Source organism: Parvibaculum sp. (assembly GCF_045863935.1).
GTDB lineage: Bacteria > Pseudomonadota > Alphaproteobacteria > Parvibaculales > Parvibaculaceae > Parvibaculum.
This window is the reverse complement of the sequence record NZ_BTVP01000002.1, coordinates 126,990-143,430: the sequence shown is the minus strand read 5'-3', so window position 1 is coordinate 143,430 and position 16,441 is coordinate 126,990. Positions and strand designations below refer to the sequence as shown.

General features: G+C 64.9%; 17 protein-coding genes. 8 read left to right on the top strand and 9 right to left on the bottom strand.

Annotated features, from left to right (window positions below; genetic code table 11):
* Positions 1-42: 42 nt before the first annotated feature.
* The 4 genes from ACKUUH_RS01945 to ACKUUH_RS01930 all read right to left on the bottom strand — a co-directional run bounded on the left by ACKUUH_RS01945 (position 43) and on the right by ACKUUH_RS01930 (position 2,349).
* A complete protein-coding gene (locus tag ACKUUH_RS01945) occupies positions 43-552 on the bottom strand; it encodes a MarR family winged helix-turn-helix transcriptional regulator (RefSeq protein WP_407948158.1) in 510 nt (169 codons plus the stop codon).
* A gap of 6 nt (positions 553-558) precedes the next feature.
* Positions 559-1,341, bottom strand: a complete 783-nt coding sequence (locus ACKUUH_RS01940; protein ID WP_407948157.1) for an SDR family NAD(P)-dependent oxidoreductase — start codon at positions 1,339-1,341, stop codon at positions 559-561.
* A gap of 79 nt (positions 1,342-1,420) precedes the next feature.
* Complete coding sequence (locus ACKUUH_RS01935; RefSeq protein ID WP_407948156.1) at positions 1,421-1,762, bottom strand: hypothetical protein; 342 nt, start codon at positions 1,760-1,762, stop codon at positions 1,421-1,423.
* A gap of 104 nt (positions 1,763-1,866) precedes the next feature.
* Positions 1,867-2,349 carry a Fur family transcriptional regulator gene (locus ACKUUH_RS01930; protein ID WP_407948155.1) on the bottom strand — a complete coding sequence of 161 codons (483 nt, stop codon included), beginning with the start codon at positions 2,347-2,349 and terminating at the stop codon, positions 1,867-1,869.
* Between the two features lie 79 nt (positions 2,350-2,428).
* On the opposite strand from ACKUUH_RS01930, the gene ACKUUH_RS01925 reads away from it, so the two are divergent.
* Positions 2,429-3,163, top strand: a complete 735-nt coding sequence (locus ACKUUH_RS01925; protein WP_407948154.1) for an SOS response-associated peptidase — start codon at positions 2,429-2,431, stop codon at positions 3,161-3,163.
* A gap of 177 nt (positions 3,164-3,340) precedes the next feature.
* Here ACKUUH_RS01925 and ACKUUH_RS01920 read toward each other — a convergent pair whose 3' ends face one another.
* Positions 3,341-3,796 (bottom strand): GNAT family acetyltransferase, encoded by a 456-nt coding sequence (locus ACKUUH_RS01920; protein WP_407948153.1) that lies wholly within the window; start codon positions 3,794-3,796, stop codon positions 3,341-3,343.
* A gap of 120 nt (positions 3,797-3,916) precedes the next feature.
* Here ACKUUH_RS01920 and ACKUUH_RS01915 point away from each other — a divergent pair, with 120 nt between their 5' ends.
* Positions 3,917-5,257, top strand: a complete 1,341-nt coding sequence (locus tag ACKUUH_RS01915; protein WP_407948152.1) for a hemolysin family protein — start codon at positions 3,917-3,919, stop codon at positions 5,255-5,257.
* 121 nt (positions 5,258-5,378) lie between these two features.
* On the opposite strand, the gene ACKUUH_RS01910 is transcribed toward ACKUUH_RS01915, so the two are convergent.
* From ACKUUH_RS01910 to ACKUUH_RS01900, 3 genes are all read right to left on the bottom strand, one after another.
* Positions 5,379-5,666 carry a GIY-YIG nuclease family protein gene (locus ACKUUH_RS01910; protein WP_407948151.1) on the bottom strand — a complete coding sequence of 96 codons (288 nt, stop codon included), beginning with the start codon at positions 5,664-5,666 and terminating at the stop codon, positions 5,379-5,381.
* A 222-nt stretch (positions 5,667-5,888) separates the two neighbouring features.
* On the bottom strand, positions 5,889-7,307 hold the full coding sequence (locus tag ACKUUH_RS01905) for an FAD-binding oxidoreductase (RefSeq protein WP_407948150.1): 1,419 nt from the start codon (positions 7,305-7,307) through the stop codon (positions 5,889-5,891).
* A gap of 228 nt (positions 7,308-7,535) precedes the next feature.
* Positions 7,536-8,906 (bottom strand): serine hydrolase domain-containing protein, encoded by a 1,371-nt coding sequence (locus ACKUUH_RS01900; RefSeq protein ID WP_407948149.1) that lies wholly within the window; start codon positions 8,904-8,906, stop codon positions 7,536-7,538.
* A 424-nt stretch (positions 8,907-9,330) separates the two neighbouring features.
* Between ACKUUH_RS01900 and ACKUUH_RS01895 the strand changes: the two genes are divergently transcribed.
* The gene (locus ACKUUH_RS01895) at positions 9,331-10,197 is read left to right on the top strand and encodes a VOC family protein (protein ID WP_407948148.1); all 867 of its coding nucleotides are present in this window, start codon (positions 9,331-9,333) and stop codon (positions 10,195-10,197) included.
* Here the strand turns inward: ACKUUH_RS01895 and ACKUUH_RS01890 are convergent.
* Positions 10,194-11,168, bottom strand: a complete 975-nt coding sequence (locus tag ACKUUH_RS01890) for an L-threonylcarbamoyladenylate synthase (protein WP_407948180.1) — start codon at positions 11,166-11,168, stop codon at positions 10,194-10,196. The genes ACKUUH_RS01895 and ACKUUH_RS01890 overlap by 4 nt on opposite strands.
* A gap of 94 nt (positions 11,169-11,262) precedes the next feature.
* On the opposite strand from ACKUUH_RS01890, the gene ACKUUH_RS01885 reads away from it, so the two are divergent.
* From ACKUUH_RS01885 to ACKUUH_RS01865, 5 genes are all read left to right on the top strand, one after another.
* Complete coding sequence (locus ACKUUH_RS01885; protein WP_407948147.1) at positions 11,263-13,032, top strand: acyl-CoA dehydrogenase; 1,770 nt, start codon at positions 11,263-11,265, stop codon at positions 13,030-13,032.
* Between the two features lie 122 nt (positions 13,033-13,154).
* Positions 13,155-14,210 (top strand): MBL fold metallo-hydrolase, encoded by a 1,056-nt coding sequence (locus tag ACKUUH_RS01880; RefSeq protein WP_407948146.1) that lies wholly within the window; start codon positions 13,155-13,157, stop codon positions 14,208-14,210.
* Between the two features lie 31 nt (positions 14,211-14,241).
* Positions 14,242-15,171, top strand: a complete 930-nt coding sequence (locus tag ACKUUH_RS01875) for a histone deacetylase family protein (RefSeq protein WP_407948145.1) — start codon at positions 14,242-14,244, stop codon at positions 15,169-15,171.
* 43 nt (positions 15,172-15,214) lie between these two features.
* Positions 15,215-15,475, top strand: coding sequence for an exodeoxyribonuclease VII small subunit (locus ACKUUH_RS01870; RefSeq protein WP_407948144.1), 261 nt, complete (start codon positions 15,215-15,217; stop codon positions 15,473-15,475).
* 14 nt (positions 15,476-15,489) lie between these two features.
* On the top strand, positions 15,490-16,398 hold the full coding sequence (locus ACKUUH_RS01865) for a polyprenyl synthetase family protein (RefSeq protein WP_407948143.1): 909 nt from the start codon (positions 15,490-15,492) through the stop codon (positions 16,396-16,398).
* Positions 16,399-16,441 lie beyond the last annotated feature (43 nt).

Here is a 16,441-nt window from a genome sequence, read left to right as displayed (position 1 = left end):
CAAGCCGGGCCATGACGAACGATGGAGCGGATTTCCCGCCCCTCACCCCCGGCTCGCATCCTCCATGAGCTCGTCCACCGCGACCGGACCGGCATTCTCCCGCCGGCTGTCGATGATATAGGCAAGCTCGGAAAACGCATCGAGCATCCGCTCATGATCGCCCTGGTCGAGCAGCGAGGGCAGGTAGCGCGCCAGCGCCTCCTCGAATTCGCGATGCTTCTTCAGGCCCTTCGGCGTCAGGCTGAGCTTCACGCTCCGCCCGTCATCCTTGTCGGGCTTGCGCGCGATGAGCCCGCGCTTCTCCATGTCGGCAATGAGGCCCGACGCGGTCGGCTTGCGGATCGCCGCTTCCACGGCCAGTTCGCCCGCCCGCTTCGGCCCGCGCTTCAGGAACAGCAGGAAGCGGTATTGCGGGATTGTGATGTCGAGTTCGCGCGCGATCTTCTCGAACTCGCGGAACAGCACCACGACCGTGCGCGCCATCAGGATGAGGCGCCGGTCGATGTCGGCAGTCTCGCCGCCCTTTGTCATGCTGTCCCGCTTGTCCGTCATGTGTCCTCAGAAAATGGCGTAGCCGCCATCGATCACAAAAGTGTCGCCCGAATGATAGGTCGAGGCGTCCGAGGTGAGATAGACCGCGACGCCGCCGAAATCGGCAGGTTCGCCCCAGCGCCGTGCCGGCACGCGCGGGATCACCTTTTCCGCGAAGGCGGGGGCCGCCTGCGCCTGCGCCGTCATGTCGGTGGCGATCCAGCCCGGCAGGATCGCATTCGCCCGCATGCCGTAGCGCGCATGTTCCACCGCGATGCTCTTGATCATGGAGATCACGCCGCCCTTCGTCGCCGCATAGGCTTCGTTGCGCGCCGCGCCTTCGATGGCGGCAAGGCTCGCGATGCCGACAAGCGAGCCGCCCGCATCGCCGCTCTTCGCGCGCTCCACCATGTGCCGCGCGCTCTCGCGCAGCGTCCAGAACACGCCGTCGAGATTGACCGCCAGCGTCTTCTTGTAGACCTCCGTCGACATCTCGATGAAGGAAGGTGCGCCGAAGCCGACACCCGCATTCGCGAACACCGCGTCGATCCGCCCGAGTTCCTTCACGGTCGCGCCGATCCCGTCCACGACCTGCCGTTCGTCCGACACGTCCACCTTGCGCGTATAGACCTTCACGCCATGCGCGCGAAGCTGCTCGGCCGCCTTTTTGTTCTTGTCCTCATTGGTGCCCCAGATCGCCACGTCGGCGCCCGACTGCGCGATCGCGTCCGCCATACCGAGCCCAATGCCGCCATTGCCGCCGGTCACGAGGGCCACCTTTCCCGAAAGGTCGAAAGGCTTGTAGCTCATCTCTTCGTCTCCCTGATCTTGTTTTCGTTTTCTTGAGTGCAATGCGAGGCGCGCAGCATCGGGGCCGCGCCGCGCCCGGTCAATTCCCCGATGGGGGAGTGTCCTCCGGCTCTTCCGCCTCGCGCGGCTCTTCCCTCAGTTCCGCGCAGACGAAATAGGGCTTGAAGCCGAGCGCCTCGGGGTCGGGCGGAATCTGGCAGGAAAAGACCGACGGCCCCTTCTGCAGGATCAGCGCCGTGCCGAGATTGCCCCTGATGCTGTAGCCGTCGCTCACGAGGTCGGTGAGCGATTTGTCCGTCGCAACGAAGGGGCCGGAGCGCGTACCCGTCTTGAACTTGGCGCTTTCCGCAGCGGCGCCCGTCGCGGAAAGGGTCAGGCCCGCAGCCAGGAGGCACGCGAATAAGGGCAGGGGGCGGGTCATGATGTCGTCGCTCCGTGGCGAAAGGCAGGGTCGCCGCGATCCTAGATCATTTTTCCGTTTATGGGGAAAGCCGCGCCGGAAATCCGCTCCGGAACCCGTCCGTTTCAGGCGGCACATCTGGCGCACAGGCCCGAAATCTCGACCACCTTGCGTTCCGCCGCGAAATGCGCCCGCTTCGCCGCCTGGTCGAGCGCCGTCTCGAGCTTGCTGTCGACGATCTCCTCCGTCGCGCCGCATTGCCGGCAGATCAGGAATTGTCCCGAATGGGGCGCACCCGCCTCCACGCAGCCGAGATAGGCATTGAGCGATTCGATCTTGTGGATCAGCCCTTCGCCCATCAGGAAGTCGAGCGCGCGATAGACCGTCGGCGGCCGCGCCGCCTTGTGGCTCCGCGCAAGCTCGTCCAGCACGTCATAGGCGCCCACCGGCTTGTGGCTCCGCCAGACGATCTGCAGCACCTTCTCGCGCAGCGGCGTGAGCTGCGCCCCGCGGCCTTCGCAAATCTCGCGCGCCCGCTTCAGCGCATCGTCGATGCACTCGCGGTGATTATGCGTCTGGTGAGCTTGTGCCGCGCCGCGCGCCGCCATGCCGCCTCCTTCGTTTCGGCAATGTTACATCATAACAGCGGGGTTTGTCCTCCCCGCGACTCGCCTTACCCTCGCGCCCATGTGCGGACGCTTTTCCATCACCACGCCGCCGGAGGCGATGCGGGCGCTTTTCGGCTATCTCGACGAGCCGGATTTTCCGCCGCGCTACAACATCGCGCCCTCGCAGCCCGTCCCCATCGTCATCCGCGAGCAGGGCAAGCGCCGTTTCCTCCTCGTCCGCTGGGGCCTCGTTCCCTCCTGGGCGAAGGAAATGCCGCAATCCCTCCTCATCAACGCCCGCGCCGAGACGATTGCCGAAAAGCCGTCCTTCCGCGGCGCCTTCCGTCATCACCGCGCCTTGATGCCGGCCGACGGCTTCTATGAGTGGCAGGCTGTGGGGAAGGGGGCGAAACAGCCTTATTTCATTCGCCGCCGCGACCGCAAACCCTTCGCCATGGCCGCCGTCTGGGACATATGGATGCCGTCCGGCGGCAGCGAACTCGACAGCTGCGCCATCGTGACGACGGAAGCGAACGAAACGCTGAAACCCGTCCACCATCGCATGCCCGTCATCCTCGACGAGAAGGACTGGGACCTCTGGCTCGATCCCGCCGCGACCGAGCGCGAGCTTCTGGCGCTGCTCCGCCCCGCGCCGGACGATCTCCTGGAGGCGATACCCGTCAGTACACGGATCAACAGCGCCGCGAATGACGGCCCCTCCCTTCAGGAGCCCGCCCTTGTGGAAACGGCACCCGAAAAACCCGCCCGCCCGAAAAAACCCGCCGCCGACACCCGCCAGATGGGCCTGTTCTAAAAGAAAATTTGTCATTGCCGGGCTTGACCCGGCAATCCAGTAGGCGCGGGACGCGCCGTCCTCTTCCGCAAGACTCTTCAATGATACGGATTCAGGCGTCGCCGTCGCTCGCCGCTCTGGACCCCCGGGTCAAGCCCGGGGGTGACATGTGGAGGGGAAAAGGCCTCAGCGCCGCCCTCACCCCACCGCCGTCGGCGTCTCCCTCAGCCGCTTCGACATCACCACGACCTCGTCCTCCTGATAGCCGAGTTCCGCATAGAACCCCATGGCGCCCTCGTTCCCCCTCCGCACCATCAGGTTGAGCTTCCACACACCCCGCGCGCGAAGCCACGCCTCCGCCGCATCCATGATGAGCCGCCCGAGCCCCTGTCCCCTGAGCGCCGGGTCCGCCGCGACGTAATAGACGGCGCCCCGGTGTCCGTCATGGCCGACCATGACGGATGCCACGATGCGCCCGTCCTTCTCCGCCACCAGCACGCCGGAAGCCGGGCCGCCGAGCGCAAACGCGATGTCCTCCCTCGCGTCGTTCCACGGCCTCGTCAGGCCTGAAGCCTCCCACAGCGCGACGAGCGCCTCCGCGTCTGCGTCGCGGGCGGGCCGCACCCCGATTGATTCGATGTCCATGTTCGGCATGTGCTTTCTCGTTCCCGGCCGGAAAGCGGGCAACGATAGCGGCTTTCCCGCGCCTCCCGCTACCCCGTCGCCAATCCCCGCTCTTGCCTCTATACTTGTCTCCCAGCCCCCGGGGACACCATGCTCTCGAACATCATCATCCTGCTCGTTCTGATCGCGCTGAACGGGTTCTTTTCGATGTCGGAAATGGCGGTCGTCTCCTCGCGCCGCCAGCGGCTTCAGGCGCAGCTGACGAAGCGCAAGCAGACCGGCGCTCCCCTCGCGGGCCCGGAAACGGCGCTCCAGCTCCAGGCGGAGCCCGGCCGCTTTCTCTCCTCCGTCCAGATCGGCATCACGCTGGTCGGCGTCTTCGCCGGCGCCTACGGTGGCGCGACGCTGGCCGGTCCCCTTGGCGCCGCGATGTCGGGCCTGCCCTGGATCGGCGCCTATGCCGAGCCCGTCGCCTTCGGTCTCGTCGTCGTCATCATCACCTATCTCTCGCTGATCATCGGCGAGCTGGCGCCAAAGCGCATCGCCCTTTCCAACCCGGAAGGCATCGCCTCTGCCATCGCGCGCCCGATGAGCCGCCTCTCGAAGCTGCTCGGCCCCGCCGTCACCTTCCTCTCCTGGTCGACGGAGGCTGTCATCCGCGTCTACGGCATCACGGGCCGCGAAGTGCCGCAGGTGACGGAAGACGAGATCAGGCATCTCGTGGAGGAGGGCGCGGCATCGGGTGCCATCGAAAGTGTCGAGCGCGACATCGTGAACCGTGTCTTCCGCCTTGGCGACACGCGCGTCGCCGAAATCATGACGCCGCGCGTCCAGCTCGTCTGGCTCGACGCCGACGAGCCGGTGGAACAGAATCTCGCCCTCATCCGCGAACAGCAGAAGATGCGCTATCCCGTGCGCCGTGGGTCAAGCGGGCCCTTCATCGGCATGATCCGCCTCGAGGACCTGTTCCTCCAGCCCCGCTCGAACGACCAACTCCTCGCGCGCATGTCGCCGCCGCTCTACATTCCGCGCACGGCGAGCGTGTTGAAGGCCTTGAGCATCCTCCAGTCCGAAAACATGTTCATGGGGCTCGTCATCGACGAATATGGCGATGTCGTCGGCACCGTCACCATGTCGGAAATCTTCTTCGCCATGATCGGCGACATTTCCGATCACGCGGCGAACAACAACTCGGCCGTCGCCATCCGCGAGGACGGCTCGTGGATCATCGACGGCGTCGTCTCGGTCGAGGAAGTGCGCCGCCTGCTCAAGCTCGAGAAGCTGCCGGGCGATGAAAGCTCGGAAGTGAACACGCTGGCGGGCGTCATGTTCAATTGGTTCGGCCGCCTGCCGCGCGAGGGCGACTACTTCGCCTGGAACGGCTACCGCTTCGAGATCGTCGACATGGACGGCCCCCGCATCGACAAGGTGCTCATCGTCCCCGCCCAAAACCTCCCCATCGGCAGCGCCATGGCGCGCAGCGCGGATTGAAGACAAGGATGTCACCCCGGCAAACGCTTGGGGCTCAAACATAACCAAACAATCATGTCATTGCCGGGCTTGACCCGGCAATCCCGAAGCCGCCGTCAGGCGGCGTCTCTCTTCGCAAGACTCAAAAAAGTTCTGGATAAAGATCGCGCCACGAAGGATTCATTTCTTCGATCAATGCGATCTTCCATGCGCGTGACCAGTGCTTCAGATTCTTCTCGCGTTGTATTGCTGCTCTGGCTTCGCTGTGCACTTCATACCAGACAAGATGTTTCACGCCGTACCGGCTCGTGAAACCTTTGTCGACCTCTTCACGGTGTTCGGAAACGCGGCGCTGTATATCGTTGGTCACGCCGGTGTAGAGTGTTCCATTCCGTCCGCTCGCGAGGATGTAGACATAATAGTCTTTCATGCGCCTCGTCCAGAGCCCCTGGACCCCCGGGTCAAGCCCGGGGGTGACATGGTTGTTTGAAATTCGAAAAGGCGGACAGCTCCTCCGAAAGCAAATACCCAACCAAAGAAACTAAAACCAATATGTCATTGCCGGGCTTGACCCGGTAATCCAGTAGGTTCTTGCTCCGTATTCTGCGTTTGTGCTGCTGCGCTCTCTTCGCGCCTCCGCGCCCCCCCCCCCTCAAACAACCTTCCCCGGATTGAGCACCCCCTTCGGGTCCAGCGCCTTCTTCAGTGCACGCATCAATGCCATCTCGACCGGCGATTTCGTCGCCGCGATCTCGTCGCGCTTCAATTGCCCGACGCCGTGCTCCGCGCTGATCGAGCCGCCCATCTCGCGCACGATCCCGTGCACGATGCCGTTCATCTCGCCCCACAACGCGAGGAACGCATCCTTGTCCGCCCCCACGGGCTGACTGAGATTGAAATGCACGTTCCCGTCGCCGATATGGCCGAAGGGAACGGGGCGGATGCCCGGCAGCCTCGCGCTCACCGCATGCGTCGCCGCCGCGATGAAATCCGCCATGCGCGACACCGGCACGGAGACGTCATGCTTGATGCTGCCGCCTTCCGCGCGCTGCACGTCCGACAGCGCCTCGCGCAATCGCCAGAAGTCGCCGCGCTGCGTTTCCGACTGCGCGATGGCGGCGTCCGTCACGAGTTTGGTGTCGAGCCCTTCGGCGAGCGCCATCTCCATCGTCTCGTCGAGCTTCGCCATTTCCGTTCCGGCCGTCATCTCGATCAGCACATACCAGGGCGAAATGTCCGGCAGCGGATCGCTCGCACCTTCAAGGTGGCGCGTCACGAACTCGATGCCGATGCGCGGCACCAGTTCGAACGTCGTGACCTGCCCGCCGGAAAGATCGTCGGCGATGCGCAGCAGCTTCACCGCCGCGTCCACGTCCGGCACGGCGGCGAAAGCGGTCGAGACGGCGCGCGGGCGCGGGAAGAGCTTCAGCACGGCGCCGGTAATGATCCCGAGTGTGCCTTCCGACCCCATGAAGAGATGGCGAAGATCGTAGCCCGTATTGTCTTTCCTGAGCCCCGTCAGTCCGTTCCAGATGTCGCCATTGGCGAGCACCACTTCGAGCCCGAGCACGAGGTCGCGGGCGTTCCCGTAGCGCAGCACCTGCGTGCCGCCCGCATTGGTCGCAAGGTTTCCGCCGATCTGGCACGAGCCTTCCGAAGCGAGGCTCAGCGGAAAAAGCCGGCCGGCTTGCCGTGCCGCATCCTGCGCGGCGGCGAGCGTCACCCCCGCATCGACGGTCAGCGTGTTGTTCTCCGCATCGAGCCCGCGCACGCGGTTCATGCGCGACAGCGACAGCACGATCTCCTCACCCGTCCCGTCCGGCACCTGCCCGCCGACAAGCCCCGTGTTCCCGCCCTGCGGCACGACATGAAGCCCCGCCTCATGCGCGAGTTTCATGATCGCGGAAACCTCTTCCACGCTCGCCGGCTTCAGCACCGCCGCCGCGCGCCCCTTGTAGAGCTCCCGCCGCTCCACGAGATAAGGCGCCATATCGCGTTCATCGTCGGCAAACCCCTTCTCGCCGACGATCTCCTTCAGCCGCTGCAATGTCTCTGGTGTGGGTTTCGGCATCTGCTTTTTGTTCGGAGCAAAATAAAAAAACAATGTCATCCCGGCGAAGGTAGGGCTGAATACTCAAAACTCAAACTAACATGTCATTGCCGGGCTTGACCCGGCAATCCAGTAGGCGCGCTAGCGCCGTCTCTCTTCACAAGACTCAAAACAGCTCCTGCCGGGAACCCCTGGACCCCCGGGTCAAGCCCGGGGGTGACATACTATTTTTAGTTTTGGAGAAAACCCTCACACCACCCTTCGATGCGCCCGCGCGCCAGTATGCAGGTAAAGCGCGCGGCCTTGCGCATCCTCTTCGAGAAAGTGATAGGTCGCGGGCCGCGTATAGCCCGGCATCGTGCCCGTGAACAAAGTCTCGCTCACCGGGCGAAGCTCCACCGCATAGGTCCCCTGCAGCGCCGCAAAGTCGGGCGCGGGCTTGTGAAGCGCGATGAGCATGCCCTCCTTCACCGAAACCTCGACGGTCCCGCTCGCCTTGGCATAGGTGCCGGTGAGCCGCGAAACCTCCGGCATGCCTTGCCCCGCAGGCGCGGGCGGCTCCGGCGGCGCGATCCCCGCGGCGTCCGAAAAGATCGCCGCCAGCACCTCGTCGGCAAGTCCCTTGCCGTTGCCGCCATTCGTCAGCAGCGCCACCGCCGTCTCGCTCTCCGTGTGATAGCGCAGCCATGCCGCCTGTCCGATGGTCGAGCCGTCATGGCCGAAGACCTCGTAATGTCCATCGCCGTTCCAGTCCCAGAGAAAGCTGCCAAGCCCTATCGCGTCGATATTCATCTGCGGCGGGCAGGTGATCGTCCGCAGATGCATCCGATGCACGCTCTCCGCGCTCAACACCGGTGTGCCGTTTGCGGCCACGCCCTCATTCATCATCATCCGCGCAAAGGCGATGACATCGCGGGCCTTCGCCATGGGCATCGAGCCTGCCGGCGCGTTCGATTGCGCGAGATAGGCAATCGGCGTGACCATGAGCGCGCCCGGCTGTCCCACATGGCCGATTGCCGTCTGGTGCCGCATCGCCTGTTCGGGCAGCGTCGAGAAGGCGGGCGTGCCCAAGGGCTTGGCGATCCGCTCGCGGATAGCCTTGTCCCAGCCCTTGCCCGCCGCCACCTCGATCATGCGGCCTGCGACAACGAAGCCCGCATTGCAATAGGAAAACATCGCGCCCAGCGGATGTATCTGTTCCACATTCTTCAGCAGGCGGACATATTTCGCGATCCGGTCTTCGCCGCGCCCCGCATCCTTGAAGAAGTCGCCATCAATCCCGCTTGTGTGGTTGAGGAGATGCCGAAGCGTGATCTTCCCGCTCGCTTCTTCATCCGCCACCGCGAAATCGGGCAGCACCTTGCGCACCGGCTGGTCGAGGCCGAGCTTTCCCTCCTCCACAAGCTGCATCGCCAGCGCCGCCGTATAGAGCTTGGTGATGGAGCCGATCTGGAACAGCGTCTCCGCCGTCGCGGGCACCTTCGTCTCGATATTGCAGACCCCCGCCGCCGCCTCTTTCAGCTCGCCCCCCGCCCACACGGCAATCGCCGCCCCCGGCACGCCATATTGCCGCGTCAGCGTATCGAGCATGGTGCGAAGGCGGGCAGGGGAGAGGGGCATGGGTTGGTCGCTTCTTGAATGTTGCTCGGGACACCGATCCTAAACATCGTGAGCCACTCTTCCCACCCTCCCCTCGGGGCGGGGGGAGGGACAGCAAGGAGCCGCCGCAAAACCGGGGACAACCCACCCGGGGATTACTTTCTTCAATTTGTCTCCCCCTCGCGGGGAGGCGCGGATCGCGGAACGCGATCCGGGTGGGGGGAGGGCCGTCAGGACAGGAAGCGGCAGGAGAGAGGATAACGCCCATTTAATCCGTGCACGAACTAAATCGAAACACCCTTCGTGACAGTATCGTGACATTACGATGACAGTCACCCCCGCCTTATCCCCGCTCCGCGCAAAACGCCTTGCCATTCGGGCATCTGGCGGCCCTCCCGGAATGCTTCTAGAGTGCCGCGCGTTTTCGTCTGAAGGGCTGTCACAAATGACCGAAGTTACAAGCGTCGACCACATCATCATCGCCGTCCGCGACCTCAAGGAAGCCGAGAAAAACTACACGGCGATCTTCGGCCGCGCGCCCTCCTGGAAGGGCGTCCATCCCGGCGTCGGCACGGGTAACATCTTGTACCGCCTCGCAAATACCTATGTGGAGCTCTATGCGCCGGTCGCCGAAGGGGCGAATGCGGAGGCACTGAAAGCCCATCTCGACGCCCATGGCGAGGGCCTCTACGGCATCGTGCTGGGCGTCGACGACGCCGCCGCCACTGCCGCCTTCAATGCGCGCGGCCTGAAATCGGGGACACCCGTCGATGGCAAGGGCCGCGACGAGATCACCGGCGCGATCCGCGAATGGCGCACCATCGCCATGCCGAAGGATGAGGTGCGTGGCCTTTTCATGCTGGGAATTCAACACCTTAGCCCTGCCGCCGCGCTCCCGCCCGCGCCCCTGTCCGAAGGCGTTTCGGAAACGCAGGCCGTCGCCGCCTGCGATCATGTCGTCGTCATGACCCCCGATGCGGAAGCTTGCAAGGCGCTTTTCGGGGACAAGTTGGGCATCCGCCTCGCCCTCGATCACACGAAACCCGAATGGGGCGTCCGCCAGCTTTTCTTCCGCGCCGGCGGCGTCACCATCGAAGTGGTCGAGCCGCTCGACAAGGCGAAGGCGCCGAAAGCCGAGCATTTCTGGGGACTTGCCTGGAAAGCGGAGAAGGTTGAGGCCGTCCGCGACCGTCTCGCCGCCGCCGGTCTCGACGTGTCGGAGGTGAAGCCCGGCCGGAAAGAAGGCACCGCCGTCGCCACCATCCGCCCGCCGACGAACGGCGTCCCGACGATCCTGGTTGGCTCCCTCTAATCTCTTGGTGCGGCTGCTCTTTTCAGCCGGTCGTTGATCGCCTCGCCGAGCCCCGTCATGGGGATCGGCATGACCGCGATGCGCCTGCCTCCCGCTTCTGCGTCGAGCGCGCGCAGCATCGCGAAGAGGTTCGCCGCCGCTTCCGTCAGGTCGCCGGAAGCCGATAGATTCATTGAGGTTTTTGCCTTTGGCGCATCGGGGCCGAAGGCCAGCAGCACCTCGTCTTCCGCCACCTCTGCCGCGTCGAGCCTGATCGGCGATCCCGGCGCGTAATGGCTTTCGAGCTGGCCGGGCGAGGCGCGGCCTTCCTCGCCGCTCGCCGCATCGGCATCGGCGAGTGGCCGTCCCAGCACCGCCTCGATCTCGTCCCGCGCCACCGCGCCGGGGCGGAGAAGTGTCGGAATTCCTTGAGGAAATCCGATCACGGTGGATTCAAGCCCAAGCGGGCAGGCGCCCCCGTCGAGCACGAAGGCAAGTTGCGGCGCCTCCCCAAGCCCCTCCATGACATGCGCCGCCCTGGTCGGGCTCACCTTGCCTGAAGGGTTCGCGGATGGGGCGGCGAGCGGCCGTTTCGCCTCCTTGATAAGGGCGCGCGCCGTCTCATGTGCGGGCACGCGGACCGCCACCGTGTCGAGCCCCGCGCTCACCAGCAGCGAAAGCGCCGTGTCCTCGCGCCGCGGCAGCACCAGCGTCAGCCCGCCGGGCCAGAACCGCCTCGCGAGCCTCTCCGCTTCCGCGTTGAAAACACAGTGTTTTTCGGCTTCCTGAAGGTTCGCCACATGCACGATCAGCGGGTTGAAGCGCGGCCGCCCCTTCGCCTCGAAGATGCTCGCGACCGCCTTGTCGTCTGTCGCATCCGCGCCCAACCCGTAGACCGTCTCCGTCGGAAAGGCGACAAGCCGCCCCTCGCGGATCGCCGCGCCCGCCTGTCTGATCGCTTCCGCCGTCGCCTTCAGGCACTGCGCCAAAATACCATTCCTTCGCTCGGTACACAGACGCCGGAGAATACAGTAAAAGGCCGCAAACAAGCCCTTCCCGCGTCTCTTCTGCGTTTCCGGAGCCTTCATGACATATCGCCCGCCCGTCCGCGACATGGCCTATCTGCTGAACGAGGTCGCGGGCCTCAAGCATCTCCTCGGGGCCGGTCCCTTCGCGGATGTTTCCGCCGATCTCGTCGAAGCGGTGATGGAGGAGGGCGCGAAGCTCGCCGCCGAGGTGCTCGCGCCGCTCAATCGCTCGGGCGATGCCGAAGGCGCGAAGCTGAAAAACGATGGTGTTTCAGTACCTTCCGGCTTCGCGGACGCCTATCGCAAATGGGTCGAGGGCGGCTGGGGCAGCCTCGCCGCGTCTCCCGATTTCGGCGGTCAGGGCCTTCCCGTCGCGCTCTCGGTCGCCATGCAGGAAATGTGGAATGCGGCCTGCATGTCCTTTGGCCTCTGCCCCATCCTCTCCCAGGGCGCCATCGAGGCGTTGACCGCCCACGGCACGGACGAGCAGAAGGCGCTCTACCTCGCAAAGCTCATCTCGGGCGAGTGGACCGGCACCATGAACCTCACCGAGCCGCAGGCGGGCTCGGACCTCAACGCCTTGAAGGCAAAGGCAATTCCGCAAGGCGACGGCACTTACCGCATCACCGGCACCAAGATATTTATCACCTATGGCGATCACGACATGGCGGAGAACATCGTCCATCTCGTGCTCGCGCGCCTTCCCGATGCACCCGCCGGCACCAGAGGCATATCGCTCTTCCTCGTACCGAAGTTCCTCGTCAACGCGGACGGCTCGCTCGGTGCGCGCAACGATGCTTACTGCATTGGTCTTGAAGAGAAACTCGGCATCCATGGCAGCCCCACCTGCGTCATGTCCTATGGCGAAAACGGTGGCGCCGTCGGCACGCTCATCGGCGAGGAAAATCGCGGCCTTGCCTGCATGTTCACGATGATGAACAACGCCCGTCTTCTTGTCGGCACGCAAGGCGTTGCCATCGCGGAAGCCGCCTGTCAGCACGCACTCGCCTATGCCAAGGAGCGCAAACAGGGCCGTCCCCTGGGTTCCGACCTTCCAGTGGGCGAAATGGCGCCGATCATCGAACATCCCGATATCCGCCGCATGCTGCTCACCATGAAGGCGATGACGGAGGCCTCCCGCGCCCTTTGCTACGCGACCGCCGTCGCCATCGACGGTGCACATGCGGGCGGCAGCGAGGAAAAGCGCCGCGCCGCTCAGGCGCGCGCCGACCTGTTGACCCCCATCGCCAAATCCTTCTCCACCGATGCCGGCGTCGAAACCGCCTCCATCGGCGTGCAGATCCACGGCGGCATGGGCTTCATCGAGGAAACGGGCGCCGCCCAGTTCCTCCGCGATGCACGCATCCTGCCGATCTACGAAGGCACCAACGGCATTCAGGCGATCGACCTCGTGACGCGCAAGCTTCCCCTCGGCAATGGCGACGTCGCACGCGCCTTCATCGCGGAAATGCGCGACACCGCGAAGGAAGCGCGTTCCTCCAACGACAAGGTGATGACTGGCATCGGCGCAGCGCTCGACGATGCGCTCGATACGCTCGACAAGGTCACGGACTACATGCTCGCGAACCTGAAATCGTCGCCGAACGATTGCCTTGCGGGCGCAACGCCTTATCTGCGCCTCTTCGGCACGGCGGCAGGCGGGCACTACCTCACCCGCGCGGCGATGGGAAACGGCGCCTCGGCGCGCCGCGAGATCGCGCAGTTCTATGCGGCGAATGTCCTGCCGGCGGTGCACGGCCTCCTTGCTCCGGCAACCGCTGGTGCGGAAAGCCTTCTCGAGTGCGATTCCGCCGTCTTCGCGGATTGACCGCCAGCCTTTCCGCAGCGTTCGGCTGGCATGGTGAAGGGCCGGTTTGACCTCGCTTCGCCCTGCGCCTATCACGGATGGATGCTGCGCGAACCCCCGCGCGGTCCGGTGCGAGAGTTCTGATGTCCGACATTTCCCAGGCGACCATTGAAAGCGGCAATCTGCGCTATCCCTTCGACAGGGTGCCGGGGCCTGCGGAAATGATCGAAGCCGCGCCCGGTATCTGGTGGGTGCGCATGCCGCTTCCCTTCCAGCTCGACCACATCAACCTCTGGTTGCTGGAGGACGGCGACGGCTGGACGGTGGTGGACACGGGCGTTGCCTCCGACGAGGTGAAGGCGCTCTGGCGCGAGGTCTTCAAGACCGGCCTTCGCGGCAAGCCCGTGACGGGCCTCGTCGTCACCCATCTTCATCCCGATCATGTCGGCCTTGCGGGCTGGTTCACGCGCAAATGGGGCATTGAGCTGCGCATGTCGCGCACCGATTTCCTGATGTGCAAGACCCTCGTGCTCGACACCGGCCGCGAGGCGCCGCAGGAGGCGCTCGATTTCTACCGCGCGGCGGGCTTCAGCGATCGCGGCGTCGAAAGCTACAGGAAGCGCTTCGGCGGCTTCGGCGAGCGTGTTTCGCGCATGCCTGATATTTTCCGCCGTCTGCGCGAGAATGACGAGTTGCAGATCGGCGCGCGCACCTGGCGCGTCGTCGTCGGCTCCGGTCATGCGCCGGAGCATGTCTGCCTCTATTGCGAGGAAGCAAAGATACTCATCTCCGGCGACCAGGTGCTGCCGAGGATATCTTCAAACGTCAGTGTCCATCCGACCGAAGCCTACGAGAATCCGCTCGAAGACTGGATCGAAAGCTGCAAGCGCATCCGCGCCGCCCTGCCGAACGATCTTCTCGTCCTGCCCGCGCATAACGAACCCTTCTACGGGTTGCACGAGCGCCTGACGCAGCTGATCGACGGTCACGAGGACGGGCTTGCAAAACTGCTTGCCATGCTGGAGGAGCCCAAGCGCGCCATCGACGTTTTCCCCGCCCTCTTCAAGCGCAAGATCGGTCCTGAAGTCTTCTTCATGGCGACAGGCGAGAGCCTCGCCCACCTGAACTGCCTGCTCGGCCGCGGCCTCGCAACGGTTACGCGCGACGAGAAGGGCGTGAACTGGTACCGACGCGCCTGAAGCACGTCATTCCATGTGTTAAACTAAAAACATGACCACGCTCCTCGTCACCCATTCCGCCTGTCTCGAGCATGAGATGCCGCCCGGCCATCCCGAATGCGTGGACCGGCTGCGCGCCGTGCTGGGGGCGCTGGAAGCGGAGGAATTCGCACTTCTCCAGCGTGCGGAGGCGCCGCGCGCGACGCGCGAGCAGATCGCCCGCGTCCATCCCGAAGGCCATATCGACTTCATCGACGGCTCGGTGCCGCAGGAAGGCTTCCGCCGCATCGACGCCGACACCGCCATGTCGCCGGGCTCGCTTGAGGCCGCGTATCGTGCGGCAGGCGCCGTCGTCTATGCGGTGGATGAGGTGATGGCGGGCAGGGCGCGCAACGGCTTCTGCGCGGTGCGTCCGCCGGGACATCATGCCGAGCCCGAGACCGCCATGGGCTTCTGCCTCTTCAACAACATCGCCATCGGCGCGCTTCATGCCCGCGCGGTCCATGGCTGCGCGCGCGTGGCCGTCGTCGATTTCGATGTCCACCACGGCAATGGCACGCAGGCGGCCTTCGAGACCGACCCCTCGCTCCTCTATATTTCCACGCATCAATGGCCGCTCTATCCGGGCACGGGCAGGGCGAGCGAGCATGGTCTCGGCAACATCTACAATCGCTGCCTGCCGCCGGGCGCGGGCTCGGAGGAATTCAGGGCCGCCATCTCGGATGCGGTTATCCCCACCATTGAGCAATTCCGCCCCGATTTCATCTTCATTTCGGCCGGTTTCGATGCGCATATGGCGGACCCGCTGGCGAATCTGCGGCTGACTGACGGGGACTTCGGCTGGGCGACCGCCGAACTCGTCAAGGCGGCCGGCAGGCTTTGCGGCGGACGCGTTGTTTCCGCACTTGAGGGCGGGTATGACTTGAAGGCGCTGGCGGCGAGCGCGGCGGCGCATGTGAAAGCGCTGATGCTTGCCGCCTGAAGATGCGCCCCGAAGACCGCGACACGCGCGAGAGGAGACGACAATGTCCGCCGCCAAAGCCGACGCCCACAGGGATATCGAGAAGCTGAGCTTCGAGGAGGCGCTTGCGCAGCTCGAGAAGATCGTGAGCCAGCTTGAATCCGGTAACGCCGCGCTCGAAAGCTCGATCGAACTCTATGAGCGCGGCACGGCGCTGAAGGCGCATTGCGAGGCGCGTCTCAAGGCGGCGGAAGCCAAGATCGAGAAGATCACCCTCTCATCCTCCGGCGAGCCTTCGGGTTCCGAACCGCTCGATGTGAGCTGAGTGCCCGGCAAAAGATGGTGGCATCCTCAGCAAAGATGAAAGCCTTCGAGGCCGCGCTCGCCACGGTGGCGGAAGATGTCGCGAAGATGCTCGACCGGCTGCTGCCGCGCGTCGAGGGACCTGAAGGCCGCCTCGCCGACGCCATGCGCTACGCCGCACTGGGCGGCGGCAAGCGTTTCCGTCCCTTTCTCGTCTGCCAGAGTGCCTCGCTCTTCGGCGTGGCCGCGGAGCCGGCGCTGCGCGCCGCCGCCGCCGCCGAATGCGTGCATATTTATTCGCTGGTCCATGACGACCTGCCCGCGATGGACAATGATGACCTTCGCCATGGCGCGCCCTCCACGCACCGGCAATATGACGAGGCGACGGCCATCCTCGCGGGAGACGCGCTGCTGACACTCGCCTTCGACATCCTCGCCGGTCCGGAAACGCATGAGCGCGCGCGCGTCCGCATCGAGCTTGTGCGCCGTCTTGCCCGCGCTGCCGGCGCCCATGGCATGGTTGGCGGCCAGATGATCGACCTCGCAAGCGAAGGCCGGAGCCTCGATATGGGCGGCATCACCCGCCTTCAGCAGCTGAAGACGGGCGCGCTCATTGCCTTCTGTTGTGAGGCGGGGGCCGTGCTCGGCCGGGCCTCGGCAGAGGCGGACCACGCGCTTCACGCCTATGCACACGACATGGGCCTGGCCTACCAGATCACGGACGACCTGCTCGACGCCGAAGGCGATGCCGGAACGCTAGGCAAATCGGCGGGCAAGGATGCGGCGGCGGGCAAGGCGACTTTCGTTTCGATCCTGGGGGCCGAAAGGGCCCGCGCCCAGGCCCGGATGTTGGCCGATCAGGCGATCCAACACCTTGATTTGTTTGATGAAAGAGCCGATCTTTTGCGTCAGGCTGCGCATTTCGTTATAACGCGCCGCAACTGAGGACGATGGACGGCGCGCGCCCCGGTGCGCATTGTCCGCGGTC

Excerpts from the sequence above, each read along its gene's own strand:
- ACKUUH_RS01945 (WP_407948158.1), bottom strand. The coding sequence starts at position 552 with ATGACGGACAAGCGGGACAGCATGACAAAGGGCGGCGAGACTGCCGAC.
- ACKUUH_RS01940 (WP_407948157.1), bottom strand. The coding sequence starts at position 1,341 with ATGAGCTACAAGCCTTTCGACCTTTCGGGAAAGGTGGCCCTCGTGACC.
- ACKUUH_RS01935 (WP_407948156.1), bottom strand. The coding sequence starts at position 1,762 with ATGACCCGCCCCCTGCCCTTATTCGCGTGCCTCCTGGCTGCGGGCCTG.
- ACKUUH_RS01930 (WP_407948155.1), bottom strand. The coding sequence starts at position 2,349 with ATGGCGGCGCGCGGCGCGGCACAAGCTCACCAGACGCATAATCACCGC.
- ACKUUH_RS01925 (WP_407948154.1), top strand. The coding sequence starts at position 2,429 with ATGTGCGGACGCTTTTCCATCACCACGCCGCCGGAGGCGATGCGGGCG.
- ACKUUH_RS01920 (WP_407948153.1), bottom strand. The coding sequence starts at position 3,796 with ATGCCGAACATGGACATCGAATCAATCGGGGTGCGGCCCGCCCGCGAC.
- ACKUUH_RS01915 (WP_407948152.1), top strand. The coding sequence starts at position 3,917 with ATGCTCTCGAACATCATCATCCTGCTCGTTCTGATCGCGCTGAACGGG.
- ACKUUH_RS01910 (WP_407948151.1), bottom strand. The coding sequence starts at position 5,666 with ATGAAAGACTATTATGTCTACATCCTCGCGAGCGGACGGAATGGAACA.
- ACKUUH_RS01905 (WP_407948150.1), bottom strand. The coding sequence starts at position 7,307 with ATGCCGAAACCCACACCAGAGACATTGCAGCGGCTGAAGGAGATCGTC.
- ACKUUH_RS01900 (WP_407948149.1), bottom strand. The coding sequence starts at position 8,906 with ATGCCCCTCTCCCCTGCCCGCCTTCGCACCATGCTCGATACGCTGACG.
- ACKUUH_RS01895 (WP_407948148.1), top strand. The coding sequence starts at position 9,331 with ATGACCGAAGTTACAAGCGTCGACCACATCATCATCGCCGTCCGCGAC.
- ACKUUH_RS01885 (WP_407948147.1), top strand. The coding sequence starts at position 11,263 with ATGACATATCGCCCGCCCGTCCGCGACATGGCCTATCTGCTGAACGAG.
- ACKUUH_RS01880 (WP_407948146.1), top strand. The coding sequence starts at position 13,155 with ATGTCCGACATTTCCCAGGCGACCATTGAAAGCGGCAATCTGCGCTAT.
- ACKUUH_RS01875 (WP_407948145.1), top strand. The coding sequence starts at position 14,242 with ATGACCACGCTCCTCGTCACCCATTCCGCCTGTCTCGAGCATGAGATG.
- ACKUUH_RS01870 (WP_407948144.1), top strand. The coding sequence starts at position 15,215 with ATGTCCGCCGCCAAAGCCGACGCCCACAGGGATATCGAGAAGCTGAGC.
- ACKUUH_RS01865 (WP_407948143.1), top strand. The coding sequence starts at position 15,490 with ATGGTGGCATCCTCAGCAAAGATGAAAGCCTTCGAGGCCGCGCTCGCC.